Below are 24321 nucleotides of genomic sequence, written 5' to 3' on the forward strand. Positions count from 1 at the left end.
TGGGAAAAGATGGTGATAACTGCCACGGGTTGTTCTCGGCGGGTTCAAATTGCGCTTATCTCTCCGGCGTCACACAGGCCATGCGCAGACGAAAGATGGATCATGAACTTCAAGGGAATAAGCGCTCCGCTCAATGCTGTCCGTCTCGAACAAATGCTCGGGCTCGTTCCGTCACGCCGCGATCCTGAAACCCGTGATGCAAACGACAAATCTTCCGGCAATGAACCCGCCCGCGGGCTGGAGGCCGAAAACCAGTACCGTTCGCCTGCCTAAATGAGACGATCTGTGCAAGGTGACGGAAGCTGTTCGCGATGCGTCGGCAATGGCGTTTAGCGCGCAAAATTACCCGATTTATCAGTATTGCGTGAATGCCGACCGAGACCGCGATTGCTGAGAAGCCAAGATCGCCAGTCAGGCGCATGAAATCAATACCAACGCCACGGCGATCATGGCGGCGGCGCACGAGCAATCAACTGCGTTCGGCCTTGATGCCGACGGCTTTAAAGTCTGCCTCGCTTCCAAACAGCGAAGACATCGCCGACCGTTGAGACGCGGCACTGTTCGATTCGATATCCCTTCATTGAAACGGTCAGCAAGCCCCAAGGCGATCAGCCTCGGTGGCAACAGGAAAATGCTGCGCTGCCAAAAAAATCGCCACGCATTTCACTGCGCGTTTTTTCGGCAGTACCCATTGACAATTCATCCTTCATGGCACTTGATACATTATTCCAGTAAAACAGACATACGTCCATTATACTGGAATAATGGGAACCATCCATAAGGGGAACGCCATGACCATTTCCTTTCGCACCGGCGTGATGTCGCTGGTCGCCGCCGCCATGTTGTCCACGCCTGTGCTGGCCGACGGCAGCAAGCTCGATGAAGTGCTGGCCCGCGGCCACCTCGTCCTCGGCACGGGCAGCACCAACGCGCCTTGGCACTTTAAGAGCGCAGACGACAAGCTTCAGGGCTTCGACGTCGACATGGGCCATATCATCGCCAAAGCTCTCTTCGGCGATCCTGAGAAAATTGAATATGTGAACCAGTCCTCCGACGCCCGCATCCCGAACATTACCACTGACAAGGTCGACATCACCTGCCAGTTCATGACCGTTACCGGCGAACGCGCCCAGCAGGTTGCCTTTACCATTCCCTATTATCGCGAGGGTGTGGGCCTGATGCTCAAGGCGGACGCAAAATATGCCGACTACGCCGCTCTCAAGGCGGCTGGTTCTTCCGTCACCATCTCGGTTCTCCAGAACGTCTACGCCGAGACAATGGTGCATGCGGCATTGCCGGAGGCGGCCGTCGATCAGTATGATTCCGTCGACCTGATCTATCAGGCCCTGGAGTCGGGACGCGCCGACGCCGTCGCCACCGACCAGTCGTCGCTCGCCTGGTACATGACCCAAAATCCGGGCCGCTATAAGGACGCTGGTTACGGCTGGAACCCGCAGACCTACGCCTGCGCGGTCAAGCGCGGCGACCAGGACTGGCTGAACTTCGTCAACACCGCCCTGCATGAAGCCATGACCGGCGTCGAGTTCGACTTCTACGCCAAGTCCTTCAAGACCTGGTTCGGCAAGGATCTGACGCCACCGCAGATCGGCTTTCCTGTTGAATTCAAGTAACGGCCATGCGGAGCGGGACTGTTCTCCCGCTCCGCTGCGCAGGATGATTTCACGCCGGGTCGTCCTGAAATCTGAATCCTGTTTTCAATTAAACAGTGCGAGCATGATGTCATAAGAAAACCGCGCACAATTTTCGGCATCATGTTCAGTCTGAAAGGGCGGCCCGTATGGGTTACACGTTGAATTTCGGCGCCGTCTGGCGCAATTTCGATTTCCTTTTGAGCGGGCTCGCGCTCAGCCTCGGCCTTGCGGTGATCTCGATACTGATCGGGGCTGCGATCGGTCTCGCCGTGGCATTCGCGCTGACGTCCAAAAGCCGCTTCGCGGTCGTGCCTGCACGGCTCTATGTCACGGTAATCCGCAACCTGCCGATTCTCGTCCTGGTGCTTTTCGTCTTTTTCGCGCTGCCGCAGATGGGCTTGCGCCTCGACAAGATAAAAAGCTTCGTGCTGGTCCTATCGCTCTATTCCGGCGCCTATCTGGCCGAGGTGTTCCGCGCCGGGCTGTTGTCGATCCCGAGAGGATTGACGGAAGCCGGCCTCGCCATCGGCCTGACGGGAATGCAGATCCGCAGCTCTATCATCGCGCCGTTGATGCTGCGTAACGTGCTGCCATCGTTATCCTCGACGATCATCTCGCTCTTCAAGGACACCTCGCTCGCCGCCGCCATCGCCGTGCCGGAGCTGACCTTTGCTGCCCGCAAGATCAATGTCGAGAGCTTTCGCGTCATCGAAACCTGGATGGTCACATCGGCCCTCTACGTCGTGACCTGTTTCCTCATCGCTGCCGTGATGCGCTTCGTCGAGCGCCGCCTGGCCCTGCCGAGATAGACCTGATGACCCACACCTTTCTCGAACAACTCTGGATCGCCCGCTACGTCATCATCAATGGCGTCGGTGTGACCGTATCGATCTCTCTGCTGGCCATCCTCGCGGGTTCCGTCCTCGGCGTTTTCGTCGGCCTGGCGCTCGTCTATGGCGGCGTTGTTTTACGTGTGGCCGTGCGCGCCTATACCGATATCATCCGCGGCACGCCGGTGCTGGTGCTGGTGCTGGCGAGCTACTATGTCTCTGCCGCTGTCGGTCTCGATCTCGGGCCGTTTTCAGCCGGTGTGCTCGCCCTTGCTATCTTCTGCTCCTCGCATGTTGGCGAAATCGTCCGCGGTGCGCTTCAGGCGATCCCGAAGGGGCAGACTGAAGCCGCCAAGGCGATCGGCCTGACCTTTACCCAGACCTTCACCTCGGTGCTGTGGCCGCAGGCCATGCGCCAGTGCCTGCCGGCCTGGGTGAATACCGCCGCCGAGATGGTGAAGGCCTCGACGCTGCTCTCGGTCATCGGCGTCGCGGAGCTTCTGCTGCGCACGCAGGAGATCATCTCCCGCAATTTCATGAGCCTCCAGTTCTATTTCCTGGCCGGCGGTCTCTATTTCATCGTCAATTACGGCATCGAGCACTTCGGCAAATATGTCGAGCGCAAGACCGCCCTGCCGTCCTGAGGAGTTCCCCCGATGGCCAACACCATTCTCGACATCAAAGGCCTGCGCAAGACTTACGGCATCCACGAGGTTCTCAAAGGCGTCGATTGCGCCGTAGCGGAAGGCGAGGTCATTTCCATCATCGGCTCGTCCGGCTCCGGGAAAACCACTTTGCTGCGCTGCGTCAACATGCTGGAGGAATTCCAGGGCGGCACGATCAGCCTCGATGGCGAGGAGATCGGCTACCGCGCCGAAGGCGCTACGCGGCGCCGCAAGAGCGAGAAGGAAATTGCACGCCAGCGCGCGCTGACCGGCATGGCTTTTCAGCAGTTCAATCTCTTCCCGCATATGAGTGCCGCTGAAAACGTCATGCTCGGTCTCGTCAAGGTGAAGAAAATGACGAAGCCGGAAGCCCGCGCCATCGCGGAAAAATGGCTCGATCGTGTCGGCCTCGCCGCGCGCACCAACCACTATCCCGGACAGCTTTCCGGCGGCCAGCAGCAGCGCGTCGCGATCGCCCGCGCCATCGCCATGTCGCCGAGGCTGATGCTGTTCGACGAAGTGACCTCGGCGCTGGATCCGGAGCTGGTGGGCGAAGTGCTGCAGGTCATCAAGGGGCTTGCCTCCGACGGCATGACCATGCTGCTCGTCACGCATGAAATGCGCTTCGCCTACGAGGTTTCATCGCGCGTCATCTTCATGAACCAGGGCGTTATCTGCGAGGAGGGAGATCCGAAGGAAATGTTTGTGCGGCCGAAGACCGAACGGCTCGCAGAATTCCTCAAAACCTCGAGTTTCAACTAATGCATGTCGCCCGGAAGTGTGCAGCGGTTCCGGGACAACGACATGCATAAAAACAAAGGGCAAAAGCGCGTCGCATGCATCAAATTTGATGCGACGCGCTTTAGACGAAAAAGAGGCCGCGTGGACCATCAGCGTTGCTTACCTGCATGGCGCCCGATCCAAGGCGAGTTTCGACGCGCGGCCGCTCCGTCTTCAAGAAAGAAATCTGCCAACAGGGCAACCGATCGAGGGAACTGTTAGTCCTCGTTGCCAGTGGGCGCCGGCGGCAATGACGACCGGACCAAATGTCGGGACGAGGAGGTGCGGGCGCGCGCACAAATTTCGGTCAATCTGCATTCCCGGCAGGCAAATTCCCGGCCAAGCCTTCGAGACATCTTGAAAATCCTGAACGCAGGATTTTGGCATATGCTTTGCTTTCTCTCTTTTATGCAAGATAGCCACACACCCGAGACCGCGCAGAAGTCCATCGAGGCAACGATCGTCTCCGGGATCCTTTCGGCAAAGATTCGGCCCGGTACGCGTCTCAGCGAAAACCAGCTGGCCGCGCTCTTCGGGGTGTCCCGGACCCGGGTCAGGGAAGCCATGATGCGCTTGGAGACACGCGGCACCGTGCATGTAAGTCCCCGGCGGGGTTGGTTTGTCGTTGAGCCGTCCGCAGAAGAGGCAATCGCTGTCTATGAGGCACGGCGTGTCGTCGAGGCTGGATCGCTGCGCGGCATGCGCGTGCTGACAGATGACGGACGCAAGGCTCTTGCCGCAACATTTGAACGAGGAAAAAAGCGCAATGGCTGCCGCCGATCGCCAGCGCTTGACCTATTTGATGGGCGATTTCCACATCCGCATCGCCGAATTGAGCGGGAACGCCATCATCGTCGATATCCTTCGCGATCTAACGGCGAGGACGATCCTCATTTCGATGCTCTATCAGTCTGAATTTCACGCAGCGCAATCTCATGACGGGCATTGCCGTATCTTCGAGGCCATGCAGGCGGGCGATTTCTTCAGAGCTGCGGCGCTTTCTGTCGAACATCTTGATGAAGTGGAAATGGGCCTCGACCTCACCACGCGCCCGGACCCGCTCTCGGAACTGCGCAGCTCCCTCTCACTCCCTCCCAAGACCGTGTCCTCCTCTCCTCCATCGTTAAACTTCAAAACCACAACTCCAAAGGAGCAATGAACACATGCTGACAAGACGAGCACTCATCGGAATCGCGACCCTGGCGGCAAGCTTCGGCTTCAGCTCGCCGTCTCACGCCGATACTCTCTCCGACATCATGGCACGCGGTACGCTGCGCGTCGCTGTGCCGCAGGATTTTCCGCCCTTCGGCAGTGTCGGCACCGATATGGCGCCGATGGGCTATGACATCGATATGGCCAATCTCATTGCCGAAAAGCTGGGCGTCAAAGCCGAGCTCGTGCCGGTCACCAGCGCCAACCGCGTTCCCTATCTGCAGACGAACAAAGTCGACTTGGTCATTTCCAGCCTCGGAAAAAATGCGGAGCGTGAAAAGGTGATCGATTTCTCTGTCGCCTACGCCCCCTTTTTCAACGGCGTTTTCGCGCCGGCCGATCTTTCGGTCGCCAAGGCGGAAGATCTCGCCGGCAAGAGCATCGGCGTTACGCGCGGCGCCGTGGAGGACTTGGAGCTGACGAAGATCGCGCCGGCCGACGCGACGATCAAGCGTTACGAGGACAATAACGGCACTATCTCGGCCTTCCTGTCCGGCCAGGTTGACACTGTCGCTACCGGCAACGTGGTGGCTGCTGCGATCCTCGCCAAAAATCCCCCCAAGCGCCCCGAGCTGAAGTTCCTCATCAAGAACTCGCCCTGCTACATCGGTCTCAACAAGGAGCAGACGGCTCTTCTGGAGAAGGTAAACGGCATTATTGCTGCCGCCAAAGCCGATGGCGCGCTGAACACCATATCGCAGAAGTGGCTCGGCACCGATCTCCCGTCGGATCTGTAAGGAAACCGGTTTCACGGACGTCATCCCGCACTGGCTGGCGGGATGACATCCGCTCCGTCACCGCAAGAGGGGAGAATTTCTTGAGCTACCATTTCGAATTCGGCTGGCTGCTTCAATATTACCCTGAGATCATCAAGGGCATACTGATCACCTTGGAGCTTATCGCGGTCGGCGGAGTGCTCGGCATTTCGCTCGGCATCTTCTGCGCCTGGGTGCGCGCACTCGGCCCGATCTGGCTGAAGCCTGCCATTGCCACCTATGTCGAACTGATCCGCAACACGCCGTTCCTGATCCAGCTGTTTTTCATCTTCTTCGGGTTGCCATCGCTCGGCTTCCGGCTTTCCGAACTGACGGCCGCCAACCTCGCGATGGTCGTCAACCTCGGCGCCTATAGCTGCGAGATTATCCGCGCCGGCATCCAGGCAACCCCGAAGGGTCAGTTCGAAGCAGGCGAAAGCCTTGCCATGACGCGCTTCGAAACTTTCCGCTATGTCGTTCTCGTGCCGTCACTGCAGCGCATCTGGCCGGCGCTGTCGTCGCAAGTCGTCATCGTCATGCTCGGCTCATCGGTCGTGTCGCAGATCGCTGCCGAGGATCTGACCTTTGCCGCGAACTTCATACAATCGCGAACCTTCCGCGCCTTCGAGGCCTACATCGTCTCGACAACCATCTATCTGATGCTGGCAATCCTGCTCCGGCAGGTGCTGGGGATCGTCGGCGGCTTTATTTTCCCGCGGAGAGAAGCACGATGATCGAGTTCACATTCTGGGATATCCTGCGCAACCTGTTGCTCGCCACTCGCTGGACGATCCTGCTTTCGCTCGTCTCGTTCGTCGGCGGCGGTGCGGTCGGACTGGGATTGCTGTTCCTGCGCATCGGCAAGCGCAAGGCATTCAAGGTGCTCGCGAAATATTACATCGAACTTTTCCAGGGCACCCCGCTGCTGATGCAGCTCTTCATCGCTTTTTTCGGTCTCGGCCTTTTCGGCATCGATGTGCCGGCCTGGCTTGCTGCTGGGCTGGCGCTCACCCTGTGGAGCGCCGCCTTCCTCGCCGAAATCTGGCGAGGCTGCGTTGAAGCGGTCGCCGGGGGGCAATGGGAAGCCTCAGCCAGCCTTGGCATGGGCCGGCTGCAGCAGATGCGTTACGTCATCCTCCCGCAGGCGTTGAGGGTCGCCATACCGCCCACGGTCGGCTTCTCCGTGCAAATCGTCAAGGGAACAGCGCTGACCTCGATCATCGGCTTCGTCGAATTGTCGAAAGCGGGCACGGTGGTCACCAATGCGACCTTCCAACCCTTCATCGTCTACGGGCTCGTCGCCCTTATCTACTTTGCCCTTTGCTGGCCTTTGTCAAAAAGCAGCCAGATCCTGGAAAGGAAGCTTAATGTCGCTCATCGAAATCACTGAAGTCCGAAAGAGCTTCGGAACCACAGAAGTGCTGAAAGGCATCAATCTCGATGTGGAGGTGGGCGAAGTCATCGCCATTATCGGCAAAAGCGGTTCGGGCAAATCGACACTGCTTCGCTGCATCAACGGCCTGGAGACCATCACCGACGGCTCCATCTCCGTGGCCGGTGCGCAACTCATCGGTGACGAGATGCATCTCAAGGCGCTGCGCCTTAAGGTCGGCATGATCTTTCAGCAGTTCAACCTGTTTCCCCACCTGACCGTTGGCGGCAACGTCATGCTGTCTCAGACCGTGGTCAAGAGGACTTCAAAGCCCGATGCCGAAGCCATCGCCCGCAAGATGCTGGAGCGCGTGGGGCTGGCCCACAGGTTCGACGCCTATCCCGATGAGCTCTCGGGTGGTCAGCAGCAGCGCGTCGCCATCGCCCGCGCGCTCGCCATGCAGCCGAGCGCGCTTCTTTGCGACGAGATCACCTCGGCGCTGGATCCGGAGCTGGTTGCCGAAGTTCTGGCCGTCGTGCGCGAGCTTGCCGCTGAGGGAATGACGCTGCTGATGGTAACGCACGAGATGAAGTTTGCCCGCGACGTCTGCAGCCGCGTCGTCTTCATGCATCAGGGCCGGGTCCACGAAGTCGGCGTCCCGGAGGAAGTCTTCGCCAATCCACAGACTGCAGAACTGAAACAGTTTCTTGGCGTCAGCTAAGACGCAGTGACAACAGCCACCGTGGTGGACGCGCATTTCGCGTGCTGCGTTTGTGCCTCGATTACTCGTTCGGTGCGAACACCCGTACTGTTCCAGCTGCCGCCAACCCGATATAGGCGCCTTGCCCGCATCCCATATCGGCGAGCGATGCCGCCTGAGTTTCTCGGCAATGATTTCAATTGATGCCGGCCATGCGCTGCCGAGCGATCTTGCAGCGTTTATCCAGGTTGACGTGAGAGTAGGTGAGGTTCATTGCGCTTTCCTTGCGGGTGATAAATCATTACCCGTCGCAAGTCAGGCTTCATCCTTGACCCCACCCTTCAAAAGCAACCAATGAATCGCACCAACATCAATTTTGCTCCTCCTATCCTCTCGTGCAAACAGCAGAAAACCTTCTCATGACTAATCCTGTCTGCGTCTATTCATTGCCCGGAACGTGTTTTTTCGATCTGGCTCCGGCTGCAGGCGGCGAGCCTTATCGCATTTTCCTGTCCATTCCGGCGGAGAGACCGCCAGCGGAAGGATGGCCGCTTCTGGTTATGACCGACGGCAATGCCACGTTCCCCTTCGCGGTGGCCAGTCTGGTCACGCAGGCACCTTATCCCACCGGCACGAATGTCGGTTGGGGGGTGATCGCGGCGATCGGTTATCCGTCGGACGAGCCTTATGATGCACTCCGCCGGTCTTGGGACCTCGGCCCTCCACCGGTCAAATCCTATCCGCCCTTCGTTGAGGGCGGTCCTCCGGTTGTCATCGGAGGGACCGGTAAACTTCTGGATTTCATCGAGAACGAGTTGATAGCGCGGATTGCGGAGATGGTGACCCTGGATCCGATGCGCCGATCGCTTTTCGGGCATTCCTTCGGAGGCCTCTTTACGCTCTATGCCCTGTTCGAGCGTCCGGGTCTGTTTGCCAATTGGATTGCGGCCAGCCCAACCATCTATTGGGAGAACAGTGAAATCCTCAACAATGAGGCGCAGCGTCAACTCATCCCGGGAAATTCCGCCTTCCTGCATTTGTCCGCCGGAGAATACGAAGGCGATGAACTGGCACCCTTTCAGTATCGGAACGAGGATGCCGCCATACGCCTGGAGAAGAGGAAGATGGAGCGGACGATCCTCCTGGCGCAGGAGATGGCGGAGCGATTAAATAGCACGGCCGACGGGTTGCGTGCCGAATTCGAGCTTTACGCCGGTGAGACCCACATGTCCGTTCTTGCGACCGCCGTGAAACGTGCGGTCAGCATCGCGTTCGCGGTCGGAGGATCGACCGACAGGTGAGGTTCTTTGCAAGGGTTTCGTCGGCGATCTGTTCCCGGCCACCGCTGCCGGCCTTCGGTCCGGCGCCTATGGCGAGGTATGTACGCCATCGAGCATCTGCCGCGCCTCGGCCCTTGGCGCGGCGACGGAATGACGCTTGACGAGCGAGCATTCGAGCTTGGCAATCGGATAGCGTTTGCCGGGCATGGTTTCCGGGTTGAGATGTTCGATCGCCCATTGCCCCATGGCAAGATGTGGAAGGACCGAAGTCGTCAGCGGGGGGACGAGATGCCGTGAAATTTCCTCGTCGTCATAACCCACCACCGACATGTCCTGGGGAATGCGAAGCCCCGCATCCTTGAGCGCTTCATAACACCCGATGGCGGTGCGGTCGTTCTGACAGAAGATCGCGGTCGGCGGCTCTTTCAGAGCAAGCAGCTTCATCGTGGAGGCATAGCCGGCACCGGCCGACCAGTCGCCTTCGATGACCAATTCCGGATCGAAGGGGATATCGGCGGTCGAAAGCGCGCGCCGATATCCGGTCAGGCGGTCCTGTGCAGCCTGCATCCAGATTTCACCGGTGATCGTCGCGATGCGATGGTGCCCGTGCGTGATCAGATGCCAGGTGGAGCTCTGCCCTCCGGCGATCTCGCTCGGCACCACCGCCGGAAAGGCATGGTCCGCCGTATAACAATTCAGCAGGACCGTCGGGATGTTGAGCTTGCTGACGTAAGAAGGAAGCTCTACCTGGCGGGTATAGATCGTCATATAGATGAGCGCCGAAATGCCTCCGCTCGTCAACGCCTTGATGGCTTTCGGCTCCATGACGGGATCACTGAGTGTCTGGGTTACCAACAGGACATTGCCGGCGTTCCATGAGGCTTGCCGCGCGCCTTCGATCGCAACGATCGCTTCCGGGCTGGTGGCGAGTTGATCCACCGCGAAACCGATCACATTGTCCAGCCCCGAATAAGAGGCTTTCGTCGTATAAGTCGTTCCCGTGTAGCCAAGTGCGCGCGCCGCCTCCCATACGCGGTCGCGGGTCTGCTGTGAGATACGGGTGCCGGGTGTATCGTTGAGAACGAAGGACACGGCCGCCTGCGAGCAGCCGGCGGCGGCGGCGATATCCATCATCGTCACGCGGGCAGGCTTGTCCGCGGCGGGCTTATTGCTCTTTTGGGTCGTGGGTTGTCGCATTCGCGGAAAACTGTCTTTGCCTGGATTTGCCGTTTTGGTAATTACTATTAGCATCCATCTGAAAGCGCTGGCAATTGCATCAATTGCTGCAACGCCGCCAGTTAATGGTAATTTCCAGTACAAAATCGCGTCCGTGTCGACGCACGATGAAATGTTTTGATCTGGATTGATAATACTATTTACTAATTAAAATTCTTCTATACCGTCACGGAGCGATCGGAACCAATGCCACTCGTCGCTTTGCGGCGGCCCTGGGAGGGGGCGCATCCGGCCGGCCGTAAGTCGAAAACGGGCCCATGCACTGCGGCCCCTCGGGAGGTGTATTATGAAACAGCTGAAACGCAATGCAGCCTTGTTCTTCGCCGGGTTGATGCTGAGCGCGGCCCCGATTGCCGTATCCCATGCCGCCGACAAACCGACGCTTGCATTCGTCGTCAACGGAGCGTCCGACTTCTGGAAAGCCGCAGAGGCCGGTGTGAAGAAGGCGCAGGCCGAAATGCCGGACTATCAGATGGAGCTGAAATACCCTGAGCAGGCATCGGTTGCCGTTCAGCAACGCCTGATGGAAGACTTGGTCAGTGCCGGCGTCAAGGGTGTCATGGTCTCCGCGGTCGATCCCAAGACCCAGACGGAGGGCTTGAGCAAGATCGGCTCGCAGACGGCTCTCTTCACGACCGATAGTGACGCGCCGCAGACCAACCGCGTCGCCTATATCGGCTCATCCAATGTCGACGCCGGGATGCAGGCCGCCGAAATCGCCAAGAAGGCGATGCCGGACGGCGGCAAGTGCATCGGCTTCGTCGGCCTGCTCGGCGCCGATAATGCCAAGGAACGTATCCAGGGCATGAAAGACGGCCTGAAGGGCACGAAAATCGAGCTGACAGATGTACGCGGCGACGATATCGACCAGACGCGTGCAAAGAAGAACGTCGAGGATGCACTGGTGGCGAGCCCCGACGTCACCTGCATGGTCGGCTTCTATTCCTACAATACGCCGCGCATCTATGAGGCGCTGCGCGACGCCGGCAAACTCGGCCAGATCACCGTCGTTGGCTTTGATGACGATCCGATCACGCTGGGCGGCGTCAAGGAAGGCACGATCGCAGCGACCGTCGTGCAGCAGCCGTTCGAGTGGGCCTATCAGGGTATGAAGCTGATGGCCGCCTACCTCAAGGGCGACAAATCCGGCGTACCCAGCAACGGCTTGATCATCATCCCGACGGTGGTCATCGGCAAGGATGACGTTGACAAGTATGCCGCCAGCCTGAAGGCTATGTCTGGAAAATAGCCCTCCTTCGCGGCGGCGGCACTCGCCGCTGCCGCGATAGGCGTCTTATTCCGACACAGCATTAGCTGCCATGGACAGGCGATGAACCATAGCTCCGACATCACGTCACCGGACCCGCTTGCAACGCCGTTCCTCTCGCTTTCCGGCGTTGGCAAGACCTATCCGGGCGTCGTGGCGCTTGAGGGCCTGTCGCTCGACATCATGCCGGGAGAGGTCATCGGCCTCGTCGGCGAGAACGGGGCTGGAAAATCGACGCTGATGAAAATCCTTGGCGGCGTGATCGCACCCGACCGAGGCACGATCCTGCTCGACGGTGCGGAGCTTCGTTCTCTGACGGTGGAATCGAGTATCTCATCCGGCATTGCCTTCGTGCACCAGGAACTCAATCTCTTTGAAAACCTCGACGTTGCCGCCAACATCTTCCTGGGTCGCGAACCGCTGAAGGCGGGACCTTTCAAACTCGTCGATCGCGATCGGCTGCGCGACATGGTGAAGCCGCTCTTGAAACGCGTCGGGGCTCATTTTTCCGCCGACACACCGGTGGCGTCGCTTTCCCTTGCCGAGCAGCAGATGGTGGAAATCGCCAAGGCGCTGTCGATCAACGCCAGGCTCGTCATCTTCGACGAACCCACTTCCAGCCTGCCGCTGGCCGAAACCGAGCGGCTTCTGAGCATTATCAAATCGCTGAAAGCCGACGGAATCAGCGTCATTTTCATCTCGCATCGCCTCCACGAGGTAGAGCGCGTCGCAGACCGGGTCGTCGTCCTGCGGGACGGTACGCTTGTGGGCACGCTCGCCAGGAACGACATCGGCCACGACCAGATGGTCAAGCTGATGATCGGCCGGGTGCTTGCGGCCCGGACCGCAAAACCGCAGCGCTCGCCCGGCTCGGTTGCGCTGAAGGCAAGCGGCGTGCGCACTGAAGCCTATCCCGGCCGTCCCGTTGATCTGGAGATCAGGTATGGGGAAATCATGGGGCTTGCAGGCCTCGTCGGGTCGGGCCGCACCGAGCTTGCAAGGGTATTCTTCGGTATCGACCGGAGCTACGGCGGAACCATCCTGCAGGACGGCCGGGAAATTTCGGTCCGTTCTGCCCGTGACGCCGTCGCTCGCGGCATCTTCCTGGTGCCGGAGGATCGCAAGCGCAACGGCATTCTTCTCGATTTTCCGATCGCCCAGAACATAACCCTTTCCGATCTTCCCAGGCTTTCCAGCCGCTTCATGCTTTCTGCTGAACGGGAGACGGCGGCGGCCGAAAAGCAGCGGGTTCGCCTCGGGATCAAGGCGCCCTCCGTTTCGACGCGAACCGGCACTCTGTCCGGCGGCAACCAGCAAAAGGTCGTGCTTGCCAAATGGTTGTCGATGAGCCCGAGGGTGATGATCTTCGACGAGCCGACGCGCGGCATCGATATCGGCGCGAAGAACGAGATCTACGGCCTGATGCGAGCGCTTGCCGATGCCGGAGTGGCGATCCTGATGATCTCCAGCGACATGGAAGAGGTGATCGGCGTTTCCGACCGCATCGCCGTCATGCACGAGGGCCAGATCGCCGGCATATTGGAAGAGGACGCATTCAGCCAGGAAAACGTCCTTTTGCTTGCGGTCGGCAAAAGGGTAAAATAGCGGCTGCGGCAATACAAATAGGTATCGGGGAATGGATCTCGAATGATCAAGAAAGATCTCGGACTGCTGCTGTTGATCGTCGTCGTCGGCATTGTCGTCGCCGTCATCAATCCGCGCTTCCTGCTGCCGATCAACCTGGCCAACACCGCCAACCTGATCGGCCTGTTCGGCATTCTGTCGATCGGTCAGGCCTTTGTCATCATTACCGGCGGCATCGAGCTTTCCGTGGGCTCACTCGTCGCTCTTCTCGGTGTGCTGTTCGTCGATTTCATCGCCGTCCAGGATATGTCGTGGATGCTGGCGCTGCCGCTCATTCTCGTGCTTGGCGCAGTCGTCGGTGCCGTCCACGGCTGGTTGATCACCCGGCTCAACCTGCAACCCTTCGTCGTCACCCTCTGCGGCCTGCTGATTTATCGTGGGGCAGCGCGCTTCTATACGGCCGACGGAACGGCGGGCTTTGCTTTTGGCCAAAATTTTCCGGACCTCGAATTCCTGACCGCCGGACGGTTCTACGGCGTTCCTAACACCTTCACTGCCCTCGTGATCATTGCCGTGGTGATGTGGATCATGCTGCATCGCTCCGTCTTCGGGCGTTATCTCTACGCGATCGGGAAGAATGAGGAGGCGGCCCGCTATTCCGGTATTCGGACCAGCCGCATGATCATGTCGGCCTATGTCATCTGTGGGCTGCTGACGGCGCTTTCGGCGATTTATTTCGCCATGTACACGCGCTCGATCTCGCCGGCGAGCCATGGCCAGTTCTACGAACTCTATGCGATTGCCGCGGCCGTGCTCGGCGGCTTCTCGCTCCGCGGCGGCGAGGGATCGATCGTCGGCGTCGTGCTGGGCACGGTCCTGCTCCAGGAGCTGCAGAACCTCGTCAATCTGCTCGGCATCCCGTCGTCGCTGAATTTCGCCGTCATGGGCGGCGTGATCCTCATCGGGGTCCTGATCGACCAGCAATGGCACGCCATCCGCGCAAAGCGCCGCGTCGTTTCTGCCGCCCGGCAGACCGAAACCCGTCATTCGAACGAAGGCAGTTTGCCGGTGGCTGCCAATCAGGATTAGGTCATCCGCTGCAGATCACGCTCGCTCATCGCTATCAATGCCATCTGCAATCTCCGCCGTCATCAAAACGGGCAGAGTGTGGCATTCCAACTTTGCAGAAACAGGACATTCTAACTTTGCGGCTACAAATAATGTCAAAGCTGATTAGAGATGCGACGCCGCCAGCCAGTTAGAGATGCGACACCGGCACTGTGGATCAGCCCCCGATCCGACCGGCTGGGCCGGGTTGCAAGGGAGGAGCGGGGCGGGTGAGGGAATTGCCTCTTCGGCTTCAGCTTTGAGACTGTGAATGCCAGTTCATTCGGCTGCCTCCCTACGAGCCAATGCCGCCTGGCGTGCCGCTGACAATGACATCGCCCGACTCCATGCGCGTGAAACTGGAGCAATATTCGATCTGCCGTGCGATGTCGAAAATCATCTGACCGAGGTGGATCCTTGGGTGGATGTCAGACTGAGTTGAGGAAAGCTTAGCCCACCGCATCAACGTGCGAGCGTTAGCCAATCGCCGATCGTTGTCCCAAAACGTTGCATGGAACGTGTTGTGGGGATGGCGGGGCGCTCAGTTGCTATGGTCTTTCTCACTTCACGCGGGCTGAGCCCGAATTCATGGCTGAACGCGCGCGTGAAATTGGCTGCAACGTCGAAGCCGGCGGCCTGGGCAATCTCCGAGATCGGCCTGTTGTCGGTCGGGTTGGTAAGATCCGCATATGCCTGCAGCAATCGACGTTTGCGAATGTAGTTGAAGACGCCCCCGCTCGTTTCGAACAATTGGTAGAGCCGCGTTCGCGAGATGCCCAGCGCACGGCACATGACGTCAGGCGTCAAGCTATCTGAAAGAAGATTGAGGTGAATATAGCGATGCGCCCGCTCCATCAGCCCCATATTGGTCTGTTCCTGACCGCGATCCAAACTTGTGGATGATGCAGCGCATGCAACGACCATATCGCCGATCGTCCGTATGATCCGCGGCACCTCCTCCACCGTCAAATTGCCCAGGTTCGCCTCCAGGCCGTTGATATAGCTGACGAGCAATTCAGCGAGGCTACCGGAGGGGGCGATGTTGTTGGCGCTCTGCAGAAGAGGCGTATCACGGGTCAACAGTTCATAGGGCAAGAAGACGAGCACAGCGACTGAATCGGTCATCCGCCCGCGGTATGGGTAACCAAGAGACCTGAAAAATATCTCACCCGGGCCGGTCTCCGTTACATGGCGATTGGCCTCGGTCCAGGCCCGGCCGCTGCGAAGTACGCCGACGTTCCAGTGATCGATTGGGCTCGATCGCAGCATGGCCTGATCGCGAACATAGCTGCATGCCTGCGTCCGCTGCTGGACGATGAGGATATCGCCGAGATGCCAGCCGGTCTGTTCCGCGAGAAAACCGTCGTCCTCTGGTTGTCCGTCCGGCAGATGAATATCCACAAGCGGCGCCATATGTGATCGCCAGGACTGGAATTGTTCTTTCGGCGGCAGGTCTCGCGTCGAAAATCGCAAGGGCACCAATGCAGGCGGAACGTCCACCCGATGTTCTTTCTGCGAGGACGGTTCGCGCGGCCAGCGCCGCCGCTCGAGGTGGGCCGGCCATTCCTGTCCAGCAGCGGGGTCATCTCCAGACTCCGTAACCATCCAATTCCTCCAGCGCATAAGCCGATCCGGGCTGTTGAAACTGAGGCAAAAAATCGTTTTCGCGGCTGAAACGTCCGCGCAGCCCATCCGACAAAACCGAATCGACTGAAGTCCTACGTGCATAAGCTACTTATCATATTCCTTTACGAGCAGAAATGGACGGACCGATAATTTTCGGGATGCGGCGATAACGACAATTGCGTCCTGTTCCTGTATCTAAATGAGCAAGGGTTAGTTCCGAAGGACGTTCGGAAAGCCCAAATACTCACTTGCCAGTGCAATGCAGTTTCAAAGCACTCTCAACGTGAAACGACACTAATTCACAACAAAATATGCAAGCAGAGGAGGATAGGTCGTGAACTATCGGGGCAATATTCGTGCGCGCTTTGCGCGAGCATCGGCTTACGACAGGAATTCTTCTCCGCATAACCCTCAGGCGCCGGGAAAAATTCCTATCGCCAATAGTGCGGGTTTCCTCTGCTCACCTTCGTGCGAGACGCTCCTGATGCCGGAAATCGGCAAATAAGGACGCGAAGGGGTTGCGCGCAGGCCGAGGCCGTCTGTGTCGATGCGTAATGAGGCCGAGGCTTGCACGCAACCCTTACCATATCCACCCATTGGCGAATTTTGTAACGCTGCCCATTTCTATGGCAGATCGGAGGCTAAGATGACCACCGCATGTGATGAGAAACATATCGAATTGAAGCCGATTTCGAGCTGCAGACGAGAGGTCGAAGTCGCGATGGTGGAAATGCTCGTCACTTTGCAGAAACGTGGATGGTCGGCTGCGGAATTGGCATTGGAGCTCGCAGATGCCTCCGAAGATCTCGTCATGCTGATCGCGACCAAAAGGGTTCGACCGCATTAGAACCGGATGATTTTAGACCGACCCAGCCTAAAATCTGAATCCTGTTCTAGATTAAAGAGTTAGAGCATGATGTCATGAGAAAACCGCTCACACTTTTCGGCATCATGCTCTAGAAAAAAGATCGCGTGGAATTATGCTGTTTCTGACTGAATGAGATGGCAGCACTGTCAGGCGCGGCGCAGTGATTTCCCACTCCATCATCACCCATCACGTCAGTCGCCGCGCCGGAGATGGCTTGACCATATTGGTCAAAGCGGGAGAAACTCCCCGGCTTCGCCCCGTTCAAAGCGGAGCTCGGACAGGTCACTCAGCGACGAAGGAGCGTAAGTCGCAGCGGCGACAAGCAAGCCTATTGCCTGCACCTGTATTTCGAACTCAGCGGCGCTGCTCGCGACAGCATGATTGTCAAACTCTACACCGGTCAATATTCGCGGGATATTCGCGACATCGACAAGGTTGCCGTCTCTCTTAATCTGTTGTTGCGGTCATTCGGGTGAACGCGCACCTTGTAGCCCGGCTCATGCGAGGGTTCGTCGCGTCTTTGACGAAGTTGGCCCCGCTTGATCGCCTTGAAGGGATCCGAACCGGCGGCCAAAAGCGCCGACAGTAGATGTTGCGGTACAAATTTTGGCTGTGCCGCACGTCGACGAATGTCGGGAACTCTCGATCCCGATGCGTGGCCAGTTCCTATTGACACATTTCCCAATTCTGGGAAATGTGCCTCCAGTGAATCAATTGCGGCCAGCGGCGATCAGGGCGTGCGCGGCATCGCGGAGCAAACCCGTCGCCTCGCCGGGTTCGAAGACCTGCATGCTGACAAAAGCGCCGTTGATCAGCACCGCGAGTTGCCCGGCAAGCCGGTCGGGTGCAGCAACCGCCAGTCTCCCGGCGATGGCCATCAAGCGCCGCCGCATTTCATGCATATGGGCTTCGGCGACTTTGCGGGCGGGGTGACCGGCTTCCGGGAACTCGGCCGCCGTGTTGATCTGCGGGCAGCCCCGGTAATTATCCCGCCCGACCCTTTCGCCGATCCACTCGAAATGGGCGTCGAGTTCGGCTAAGGCGTCATCCGCATGCCGCTCGGTTACCCTATCCCAGGTGTTCCAGAAATCCAGGTCCTCGCGCTTCAGGAAGGCCGCGATCAAATCGTCCTTTGTGCCGAAATGGCGGTAAAGGCTGGTTTTGGCGACACCTGATTTTTCCACCACCAGATCGACGCCCACGGCGCGTACACCGCGCCGGTAGAAGAGTTCCGATGCAGTCTCGAGAATTCTATCCCGTACCTCATTCACGGCCGGGGCGTTCGCTGTGTTTTTCGTCATTCGCTCATCTCCAATTCAGCCACACTAGCAGAAAGCGGATTGACACGCTACAGACCTGTATGTTTTATAGCTACAGACAGGTCGGTAGCGCAGGAGAGAGCAATGACCATTCATCAAACCGACAACACTGGAACACTCCACGCCGTGGTGGCAGTCCTTGGAGCGAACGGCCATACCGGCCGGTTTGTCGTCGCCGAACTGTTGCGGCGCGGGCTGACGCCGATTGCGATCGGACGGAGTGCCAGACGATTGGCAGAGGCGGGCTTTCCGGAACGCGGCGTCGAATGCCGCGAAGCAGCGATAGAGGATGACGAGGCGCTGGACAGCGCGTTCGCAGGAGCGGCGGCGGTCATCAACTGCGCCGGCCCGTTCATGGACACGGCCGACGCGGTCGTGCGTGCCGCGCTCCGGGCCGGCATCCATTATCTCGACGTAACGGCTGAACAGCCGAGCGTACAGGCCACATTCGACCGGCATGAGGTTGCGGCCCGGGAAGCGGGCGTAGCCGTCATCCCGGCCATGGGATTTTACGGCGGATTGGCAGACCTGCTGGTGGCAGCCCTGATGGACGAATGGCTGCATGCCGACACTGTCGAAATCCGGGTTGCGCTCGACAGCTGGCTGCCCACGAAAGGCACGCGCGTGACCGGGGAGAAGAACACCGCGCAGCGCCTGGCCGTCAGCGGCGGGCAGCTTGGACCCGTGCATCAGCCGCCGGCCGAGAAGGTATCCCTTTTACCGGCCCCGTTCGGCCAGCAGACATTCGTCGAGCTTCCATTTTCGGAAGTGCCGCTGATCGCCCGCCACGTCCGGACGAAGGAGTTGCACACCTTTCTCAGCACGACAGCCCTGCGGGATGTTCGGGATCCATCGACGCCCCCGCCCCAGGCCATCGATGAAACCGGACGTTCGGCGCAGCGCTTCGCCGTTGAGGTGATCGTCACGCAAGGCGACCTGCGCCGCCGGATTCTCGCCCAGGGACAGGACATCTATGCCGTCACGGCGCCGATCATCTGCGAAGCGGTCCAGCGTATCTTGTCCGGTGATATCCGCGATACCGGCGCAAAGCCGCCGGCTGCCATTTTCCATGCCGCGAGTTTCCTGGGCGCTCTCGGCCCCAATCTGTCGGTTGAGACATCAGAAACCTCAGATTTTCAGAAGGGCCATCCATAAACGGCGTGAGGGACCGCAAGTCTCCAGCGTAATCACGGAGCCCGTTGCTGCACAAATCCTGCGGAGCCACCCGCTTTGATCTTCCCGAACGATCTATGGAAGAAGTCCCTCGCAAAAGTTGGGCATTTTGCGAGGGACCTCTGCGACACTCACAATCGGCACGCCGCCCAAAGCGACCCACAGGGCATTCATCTTAATTTAGGCGATTGCCGCCTGTTCCAAACAAATGCACCTTCGACAGGTCAGGGGCGATCGAGATTTGTTGTCCCGGCTTGAAGTCGACCCGTTCACGCAGAAGCAGCGTGATATCGGCACTTCCAAGCCTAGCGTTGATGTGGGTTTCCGATCCGGTCGGCTCGACGACGACGATGGTGGCCGGCACGCCGTCCTCGCGGATCGCCATATGCTCCGGGCGGATGCCATAGGTGACGGCGTCCGCCTCTTGCCGGCCGGGCGGCAGAGGCAGGCTGGTTCCGCCCAAAACGAAGCTGCCGTTCCTGACTTCACCTTCGAACAGGTTCATCGCGGGCGAGCCGATGAAAGAGGCGACGAAGGTGTTTGCCGGACGGTCGAAGAGCTCGAGCGGCTTGCCGATCTGCTCCACGCGGCCGCTGCGCATCACGACGATTTTGTCGGCCATGGTCATGGCTTCGACTTGATCATGGGTGACATAGACGGTGGTGGTCTTCAGTCGCTGGTGAAGCTCCTTGATTTCCGCCCGCATCGTCACACGCAGCTTGGCGTCGAGGTTCGAGAGCGGCTCGTCGAAGAGAAAGACCTGCGGGTGACGGACGATCGCGCGGCCCATGGCGACGCGCTGGCGCTGGCCGCCCGACAGCTGTTTGGGCAATCTGTCGAGGAGAGGTCCGAGCGCCAGGATGTCAGCCGCCTCCTTCACCTGCTTTTCGATCGTCGACTTGTTCTGGCCCTGGAGCTTCAGAGCGAAGCCCATATTCTCCGCGACGGTCATGTGCGGGTAGAGCGCGTAGCTCTGGAACACCATAGCAATATCCCGCTCTTTCGGCGCCACGTCGTTCACGACCCGGCCGCCGATGCGGATTTCGCCGTCGCTGATCTCCTCCAGCCCTGCTAGCATTCTGAGCAGGGTAGACTTGCCGCAGCCAGAGGGACCGACGAGCGTGACGAATTCGCCGTCCTCGATATCGACGGAGACGCCGTGGATCACCGGAACGGCGCCATAATGCTTGCGGGCTTCGTCTATCGTAACCGATGCCATGTCGTTTTATCCTCCAGCGATTAAAGACCGAGCTGCCAGATTTCAGCGGCGATTATATTTCCCTCGGATGCGGTCAGACGCGCAGCACTTACCCCCTTGACGCCGGGCAGCCGCTTGGTTCCCGTCCAGCGGCCATCGTCGGCGAAGACCTCGATCGAGCCTGCATCGAGGAAGATCCGGATGGTCGATGGGCGTGCGCCGGCGGCGATATAGCGGGGCGATGCCTTGGCATTCGCCACCGAGAAGGGAATGCTCAGCCCGGCCTCATCCAACTGAACCGCGACCGTCGCCTCGGAATGTTCGAGATCGAGGCGGAACGCATTGCCGGCTTGCCTGAGAGTGAGAAGGATTTCGACGGAGCCGTTGGCAAGATCGACGGTCCGGCCATCGAGAAAACCTCCGGCATCCAGTCGCCGTTGCCGCAGGCTTTCGACACCTGACACCGGCGGCGTGATCAGCGCCCCACTTTGCAATGCCAGCCGGCGCGGCAGGGTCATCGCCGTCGGCATGTCGATCTCTCTGGAAATATCCGTCCAGTTCGCAAGCCACGCGATGCCGATCGGGTCGCCCTCGTCGACGAAGGCCTGGAACGCGTAGGCGTCGGTGCCGAAGTCCAGTTCCTGTTCGAATTCCATTGAGAACCGTTGGCCATCGAAACGGCCGACAGTCGCAAGCGTCATGTTGCGCCGGCCCGTTGCCGGGTCGCGGCTGGTGAGCAGACCGAAGATCAGGGCCCAGCGCGTCGTCGGATCATTGGCGGGACCATCGAGCGGCACCATGCAGGGGCACTCCGCCGCCGTCATCCCGAAGCGGTTCTCACGGTGAAGCATGCCGAGGAAGTTCCATCCCGTCGCCGCAGCCGGGTCATCGGTTTGGTAGAGCAGGATAACGCCGCCCTCGCGGTCTCGCGTGCCGAGCAACATCTTCCATTGGCCGTCGGGCCCGAGGAAGACATAGGGATCGCGGAAGTCGGTCGTCAGACCGAGCCCGGCGGGACGCGCCGGCAGGATCAGGCTCGCCGGCTCGACATTGACAAGATCGCGGCTGGTGGCCGTGAACTGAACCTGTTCCTCCGGTTCCCGATCCTTCATATGCTCGGTGAAGAAAATGCGAAGGCCGGCTTCATCGCCGGGAAGAGCGATCGCGGAGCCGGAAAATGCCCCGCCCCGCCCGTCGGCCCGCGCAGCGAGTTCATCCGAAGGGAAAAGAAAGATCGGCAGATGCTTCCAGCGAAGATAGTCCTCCGAGACCGCATGACCCCAATGCATGTTGTTCCACCGAAGGCTGTGGGGATAGTGCTGGTAGAAGAGGTGCAGCTTGCCGCCGAACCTTCCAAACCCGTTGGGATCGTTCATCCAGCCGAAAGGCGGGCGGAAGTGATAGCTGCCGGGGACCTCGGGTGTGGCATTGGCAGGGCTGATATGCAGCAGCCGGACGCCTTCTTCGAGAACGTGGGGCTGAAGGAAGGCATAGAGGACCGAGACGTCGGTCGTCATGGGATCGTAGGAGAAAGCAGCCTCTCCGCCTCTTTCCAGCGTCAGCAGCCGAAACTCAAACTCATGCGGATTTGAAGTTTCGACAGCACAGGCCGGATTCCCATCGACATGTGCCGTCAACCTTCCCGGAGCGTCGCCATGCGACGCCCTGATCCAGGCATGAATCGTGGACCCTGCGGGCAGGAAGGCGCTGATCGTCTCCAGCTCCGCTTCATCGGACGGAGAAGTCGCTTGGCTTGTCATCAATTCAACCTTTCACGGCAGAGCCGATAAAGGAACTCACGAACCAGCGCTGGAATGCGAGGTAGAGCCCCAGGATCGGGATCATCATTAAAACGGAGGCTGCCATCGCACGATCCCAGTAGATGCTGTCCTGCCCGAAGAAGGTCGCGATGGCGACGGCGATCGGCCGGGCATAGTCCGTCTGCGTCACCAAGATCGGCCAGAGATACTGGTTCCAGGTCTCGATACCCATGAGGATCGACACGGTGGCGAGTGCAGGCAGGCTGAGCGGCAGGAAGATGGAACGATAGGCCCGGAAAAAAGATGCGCCATCCATCTCGGCGGCTTCCAGCAATTCCTTCGGCAGTTGCGCGAAGAACTGGTAGAGCAGGAAGATATAGAGGGGGCTGGCGATCCACGGCACGATCTGCACCGCGAAGGTATCGGACATTCCCGCCCGCGAGACCATGATAACGAGCGGCATGATGATGCTTTCCTGCGGGATCACATAGAGTGCGATCACGATCGACAGGATGACGGCGCGGCCCCTGAGCGATCCCCAGGCCAGGACAAACGCCGCCATCGAATTGACAATCAGGCCGGAACAGACCGTCGTGACCAGAATGATCAGCGAGTTGATGAGGTAGCGTCCGAAGGCGAGTTCACCCGAGAGGTGGCCGACCTCGGCATAGTTGTTAAGCGTGGGGTTCGAAACCCAGAAGGCCCGGAAGCTGCCCATATCGGCCAGAATTTGGAACCGGTCATCCTTGAGGCTTGCCACGACCAGGAGCAGCAATGGAGAGACGATCACCAATGCGATGATGAAAATGCACGTCGTCTGGATGATACGAAGAACCTTTACGGCGGAACGGGGCCGCGCTGTGCGGGCCTGCGGGATCGAGAGTGCGATATCAGACATCGAAGCGCCTCAGCAGCTGGCGCTGGATCAGCGCGATGACGAGAACGATCACGAACAATATGACCGAAACGGCGGATGCGTAGCCCATCTTCTGCTCTTCGAAGCCGGCGCGGACCATGTAGTGCACCACCGTTTCGGTGCTGCTTTTCGGTCCGCCCTGCGTGAGGATGGCGACCTGGGTATAGAGCTTGAACGCCTGGATGGTGGTGATCACCAGGACAAAGACATGGGTCGGCCGCAGGCCGGGCATGGTCACATGCCAGAAGCGCCGGAAAGCGTTCGCACCGTCGATCTTGGCGGCATCGTAGAGTTCGTCCGGAATGCCCTGGAGGCCGGCGAGATAGACGATCATCTGGAAGCCGTAGGCCTGCCAGGCCGAGAGCAGGACGAGCGAGAACATCGCCCATTGCGGATCGCCGAGCCAATCGATCGGCTGGATCGCTCCGCCTGAGAGAAAGCCGAGGATTTGGTTGAACGGCCCCGTGGGATATTGGAACAGGGTGCCCCAGATGACGCAGACCACGACCATCGAGGTGATCGCCGGCAGGAAGAACATGCCGCGCAGCAGATTGCGGAACGGCAGCTTTTGATGAAGCAGCAGCGCCGTCGCGAAAGCGAGGCCGCACTGCGCTGGAATGATCCAGAAGGTGAAGCGCGCGACGTTCCAAAGGGCGGTCCAGAAAAGATCGTCCTGGAAGATGCGGATGAAATTGTTGAACCAGACGAACCGGACGGGCGTCGGCCGCGGCACCAGAGGCTGGTTGGTCATTGCCGTCCAGAATGACAAGAGGAACGGCAGGATCAGAAAGAGGGTCAACAGGATCATGGCCGGCGCGAGCATGGCGGCTTCCTGCATCAGCCGTCCCTTGTTATGCCGGCGCGCCGGAGCCTTTCGGACGGATGTCGAAGATGTCGATTGTTGCATGACCATGCAACTCCTCCTTTCCAAGCCTAAAGCATGTCGCGCAAAAGTGAGCAGCGGCTTTGCCGCAAACGACATGCGTAAAAACAAAGAGCTAAAGCGCGAGGAGCGAATCTG

23 protein-coding genes and 3 pseudogenes are annotated in these 24321 nt (G+C 59.3%); 18 read left to right on the top strand and 8 right to left on the bottom strand.

Annotation, left to right across the window (positions count from 1 at the left end; all coding sequences use genetic code 11):
- Positions 1-102: 102 nt before the first annotated feature.
- From HJB84_RS21565 to HJB84_RS21615, 12 genes and pseudogenes are all read left to right on the top strand, one after another.
- Entirely contained in the window at positions 103-273 is a 171-nt protein-coding gene (locus HJB84_RS21565) for a hypothetical protein (RefSeq protein WP_221116830.1), read from the top strand.
- Positions 274-791: 518 nt separating this feature from the next.
- A complete protein-coding gene (locus HJB84_RS21570) occupies positions 792-1631 on the top strand; it encodes a transporter substrate-binding domain-containing protein (protein WP_207585066.1) in 840 nt (279 codons plus the stop codon).
- A 167-nt stretch (positions 1632-1798) separates the two neighbouring features.
- Positions 1799-2461, top strand: coding sequence for an amino acid ABC transporter permease (locus tag HJB84_RS21575; RefSeq protein WP_207585067.1), 663 nt, complete (start codon positions 1799-1801; stop codon positions 2459-2461).
- Positions 2462-2466: 5 nt separating this feature from the next.
- Positions 2467-3126 (top strand): amino acid ABC transporter permease, encoded by a 660-nt coding sequence (locus tag HJB84_RS21580; RefSeq protein WP_207585068.1) that lies wholly within the window; start codon positions 2467-2469, stop codon positions 3124-3126.
- A 12-nt stretch (positions 3127-3138) separates the two neighbouring features.
- Positions 3139-3909, top strand: coding sequence for an amino acid ABC transporter ATP-binding protein (locus tag HJB84_RS21585; RefSeq protein ID WP_207585069.1), 771 nt, complete (start codon positions 3139-3141; stop codon positions 3907-3909).
- Positions 3910-4335: 426 nt separating this feature from the next.
- Positions 4336-4491: pseudogene (locus HJB84_RS34135) on the top strand (GntR family transcriptional regulator); the annotation flags it as partial.
- A gap of 202 nt (positions 4492-4693) precedes the next feature.
- The gene (locus HJB84_RS34140) at positions 4694-5086 is read left to right on the top strand and encodes an FCD domain-containing protein (protein ID WP_405048954.1); all 393 of its coding nucleotides are present in this window, start codon (positions 4694-4696) and stop codon (positions 5084-5086) included.
- Between the two features lie 4 nt (positions 5087-5090).
- Entirely contained in the window at positions 5091-5876 is a 786-nt protein-coding gene (locus HJB84_RS21595) for a transporter substrate-binding domain-containing protein (protein WP_221116831.1), read from the top strand.
- 80 nt (positions 5877-5956) lie between these two features.
- On the top strand, positions 5957-6628 hold the full coding sequence (locus HJB84_RS21600) for an amino acid ABC transporter permease (protein WP_221116832.1): 672 nt from the start codon (positions 5957-5959) through the stop codon (positions 6626-6628).
- A complete protein-coding gene (locus HJB84_RS21605; RefSeq protein WP_207585072.1) occupies positions 6625-7284 on the top strand; it encodes an amino acid ABC transporter permease in 660 nt (219 codons plus the stop codon). The genes HJB84_RS21600 and HJB84_RS21605 overlap by 4 nt, the downstream gene beginning before the upstream one ends.
- Positions 7262-7987 carry an amino acid ABC transporter ATP-binding protein gene (locus HJB84_RS21610; RefSeq protein WP_207585073.1) on the top strand — a complete coding sequence of 242 codons (726 nt, stop codon included), beginning with the start codon at positions 7262-7264 and terminating at the stop codon, positions 7985-7987. Before HJB84_RS21605 ends, HJB84_RS21610 begins: the two co-directional genes overlap by 23 nt.
- 398 nt (positions 7988-8385) lie before the next feature.
- Complete coding sequence (locus tag HJB84_RS21615; protein ID WP_221116833.1) at positions 8386-9267, top strand: alpha/beta hydrolase; 882 nt, start codon at positions 8386-8388, stop codon at positions 9265-9267.
- 66 nt (positions 9268-9333) lie between these two features.
- Here the strand turns inward: HJB84_RS21615 and HJB84_RS21620 are convergent, their stop codons facing one another.
- On the bottom strand, positions 9334-10443 hold the full coding sequence (locus tag HJB84_RS21620; protein ID WP_221116834.1) for a LacI family DNA-binding transcriptional regulator: 1110 nt from the start codon (positions 10441-10443) through the stop codon (positions 9334-9336).
- 325 nt (positions 10444-10768) lie between these two features.
- Here HJB84_RS21620 and HJB84_RS21625 point away from each other — a divergent pair, with 325 nt between their 5' ends.
- The 3 genes from HJB84_RS21625 to HJB84_RS21635 all read left to right on the top strand — a co-directional run bounded on the left by HJB84_RS21625 (position 10769) and on the right by HJB84_RS21635 (position 14422).
- Positions 10769-11731 (top strand): sugar-binding protein, encoded by a 963-nt coding sequence (locus HJB84_RS21625; protein ID WP_207585076.1) that lies wholly within the window; start codon positions 10769-10771, stop codon positions 11729-11731.
- A gap of 81 nt (positions 11732-11812) precedes the next feature.
- Positions 11813-13354: a sugar ABC transporter ATP-binding protein gene (locus HJB84_RS21630; protein ID WP_221116835.1), complete on the top strand. Its 1542-nt coding sequence runs from the start codon at positions 11813-11815 to the stop codon at positions 13352-13354.
- Between the two features lie 42 nt (positions 13355-13396).
- Positions 13397-14422 (top strand): ABC transporter permease, encoded by a 1026-nt coding sequence (locus HJB84_RS21635; RefSeq protein ID WP_221116836.1) that lies wholly within the window; start codon positions 13397-13399, stop codon positions 14420-14422.
- Between the two features lie 316 nt (positions 14423-14738).
- On the opposite strand, the pseudogene HJB84_RS21640 reads toward HJB84_RS21635, so the two are convergent.
- Both HJB84_RS21640 and HJB84_RS21645 read right to left on the bottom strand, forming a co-directional pair.
- Positions 14739-14849 (bottom strand): annotated as a pseudogene (locus tag HJB84_RS21640) (fumarylacetoacetate hydrolase family protein); the annotation flags it as partial.
- A gap of 53 nt (positions 14850-14902) precedes the next feature.
- A complete protein-coding gene (locus tag HJB84_RS21645; protein WP_221116837.1) occupies positions 14903-16045 on the bottom strand; it encodes an AraC family transcriptional regulator in 1143 nt (380 codons plus the stop codon).
- 667 nt (positions 16046-16712) lie between these two features.
- On the opposite strand from HJB84_RS21645, the gene HJB84_RS21650 reads away from it, so the two are divergent.
- A complete protein-coding gene (locus HJB84_RS21650; RefSeq protein ID WP_207585080.1) occupies positions 16713-16913 on the top strand; it encodes a hypothetical protein in 201 nt (66 codons plus the stop codon).
- A 260-nt stretch (positions 16914-17173) separates the two neighbouring features.
- Positions 17174-17410: pseudogene (locus HJB84_RS33625) on the top strand (Curdlan synthase); the annotation flags it as partial.
- A gap of 234 nt (positions 17411-17644) precedes the next feature.
- Here the strand turns inward: HJB84_RS33625 and HJB84_RS21655 are convergent.
- Positions 17645-18235 carry a TetR/AcrR family transcriptional regulator gene (locus HJB84_RS21655; protein WP_221116838.1) on the bottom strand — a complete coding sequence of 197 codons (591 nt, stop codon included), beginning with the start codon at positions 18233-18235 and terminating at the stop codon, positions 17645-17647.
- Positions 18236-18337: 102 nt separating this feature from the next.
- Between HJB84_RS21655 and HJB84_RS21660 the strand changes: the two genes are divergently transcribed.
- Entirely contained in the window at positions 18338-19408 is a 1071-nt protein-coding gene (locus HJB84_RS21660; RefSeq protein WP_221116839.1) for a trans-acting enoyl reductase family protein, read from the top strand.
- A 193-nt stretch (positions 19409-19601) separates the two neighbouring features.
- Here the strand turns inward: HJB84_RS21660 and HJB84_RS21665 are convergent, their stop codons facing one another.
- Genes HJB84_RS21665 through HJB84_RS21680 form a run of 4 tightly spaced genes read right to left on the bottom strand, consistent with a single transcriptional unit; the run spans position 19602 to position 24213 of the window.
- Entirely contained in the window at positions 19602-20645 is a 1044-nt protein-coding gene (locus HJB84_RS21665) for an ABC transporter ATP-binding protein (protein WP_207585083.1), read from the bottom strand.
- A 20-nt stretch (positions 20646-20665) separates the two neighbouring features.
- On the bottom strand, positions 20666-22384 hold the full coding sequence (locus tag HJB84_RS21670; RefSeq protein WP_207585084.1) for a GH32 C-terminal domain-containing protein: 1719 nt from the start codon (positions 22382-22384) through the stop codon (positions 20666-20668).
- Positions 22385-22388: 4 nt separating this feature from the next.
- Positions 22389-23282 carry a carbohydrate ABC transporter permease gene (locus HJB84_RS21675; RefSeq protein WP_207585085.1) on the bottom strand — a complete coding sequence of 298 codons (894 nt, stop codon included), beginning with the start codon at positions 23280-23282 and terminating at the stop codon, positions 22389-22391.
- Positions 23275-24213 (bottom strand): carbohydrate ABC transporter permease, encoded by a 939-nt coding sequence (locus tag HJB84_RS21680; RefSeq protein ID WP_207585086.1) that lies wholly within the window; start codon positions 24211-24213, stop codon positions 23275-23277. Before HJB84_RS21680 ends, HJB84_RS21675 begins: the two co-directional genes overlap by 8 nt.
- Between the last annotated feature and the right edge of the window lie 108 nt (positions 24214-24321).

The organism is Rhizobium sp. NZLR1b, assembly GCF_019685155.1.
Classification (GTDB): Bacteria; Pseudomonadota; Alphaproteobacteria; order Rhizobiales; family Rhizobiaceae; genus Rhizobium.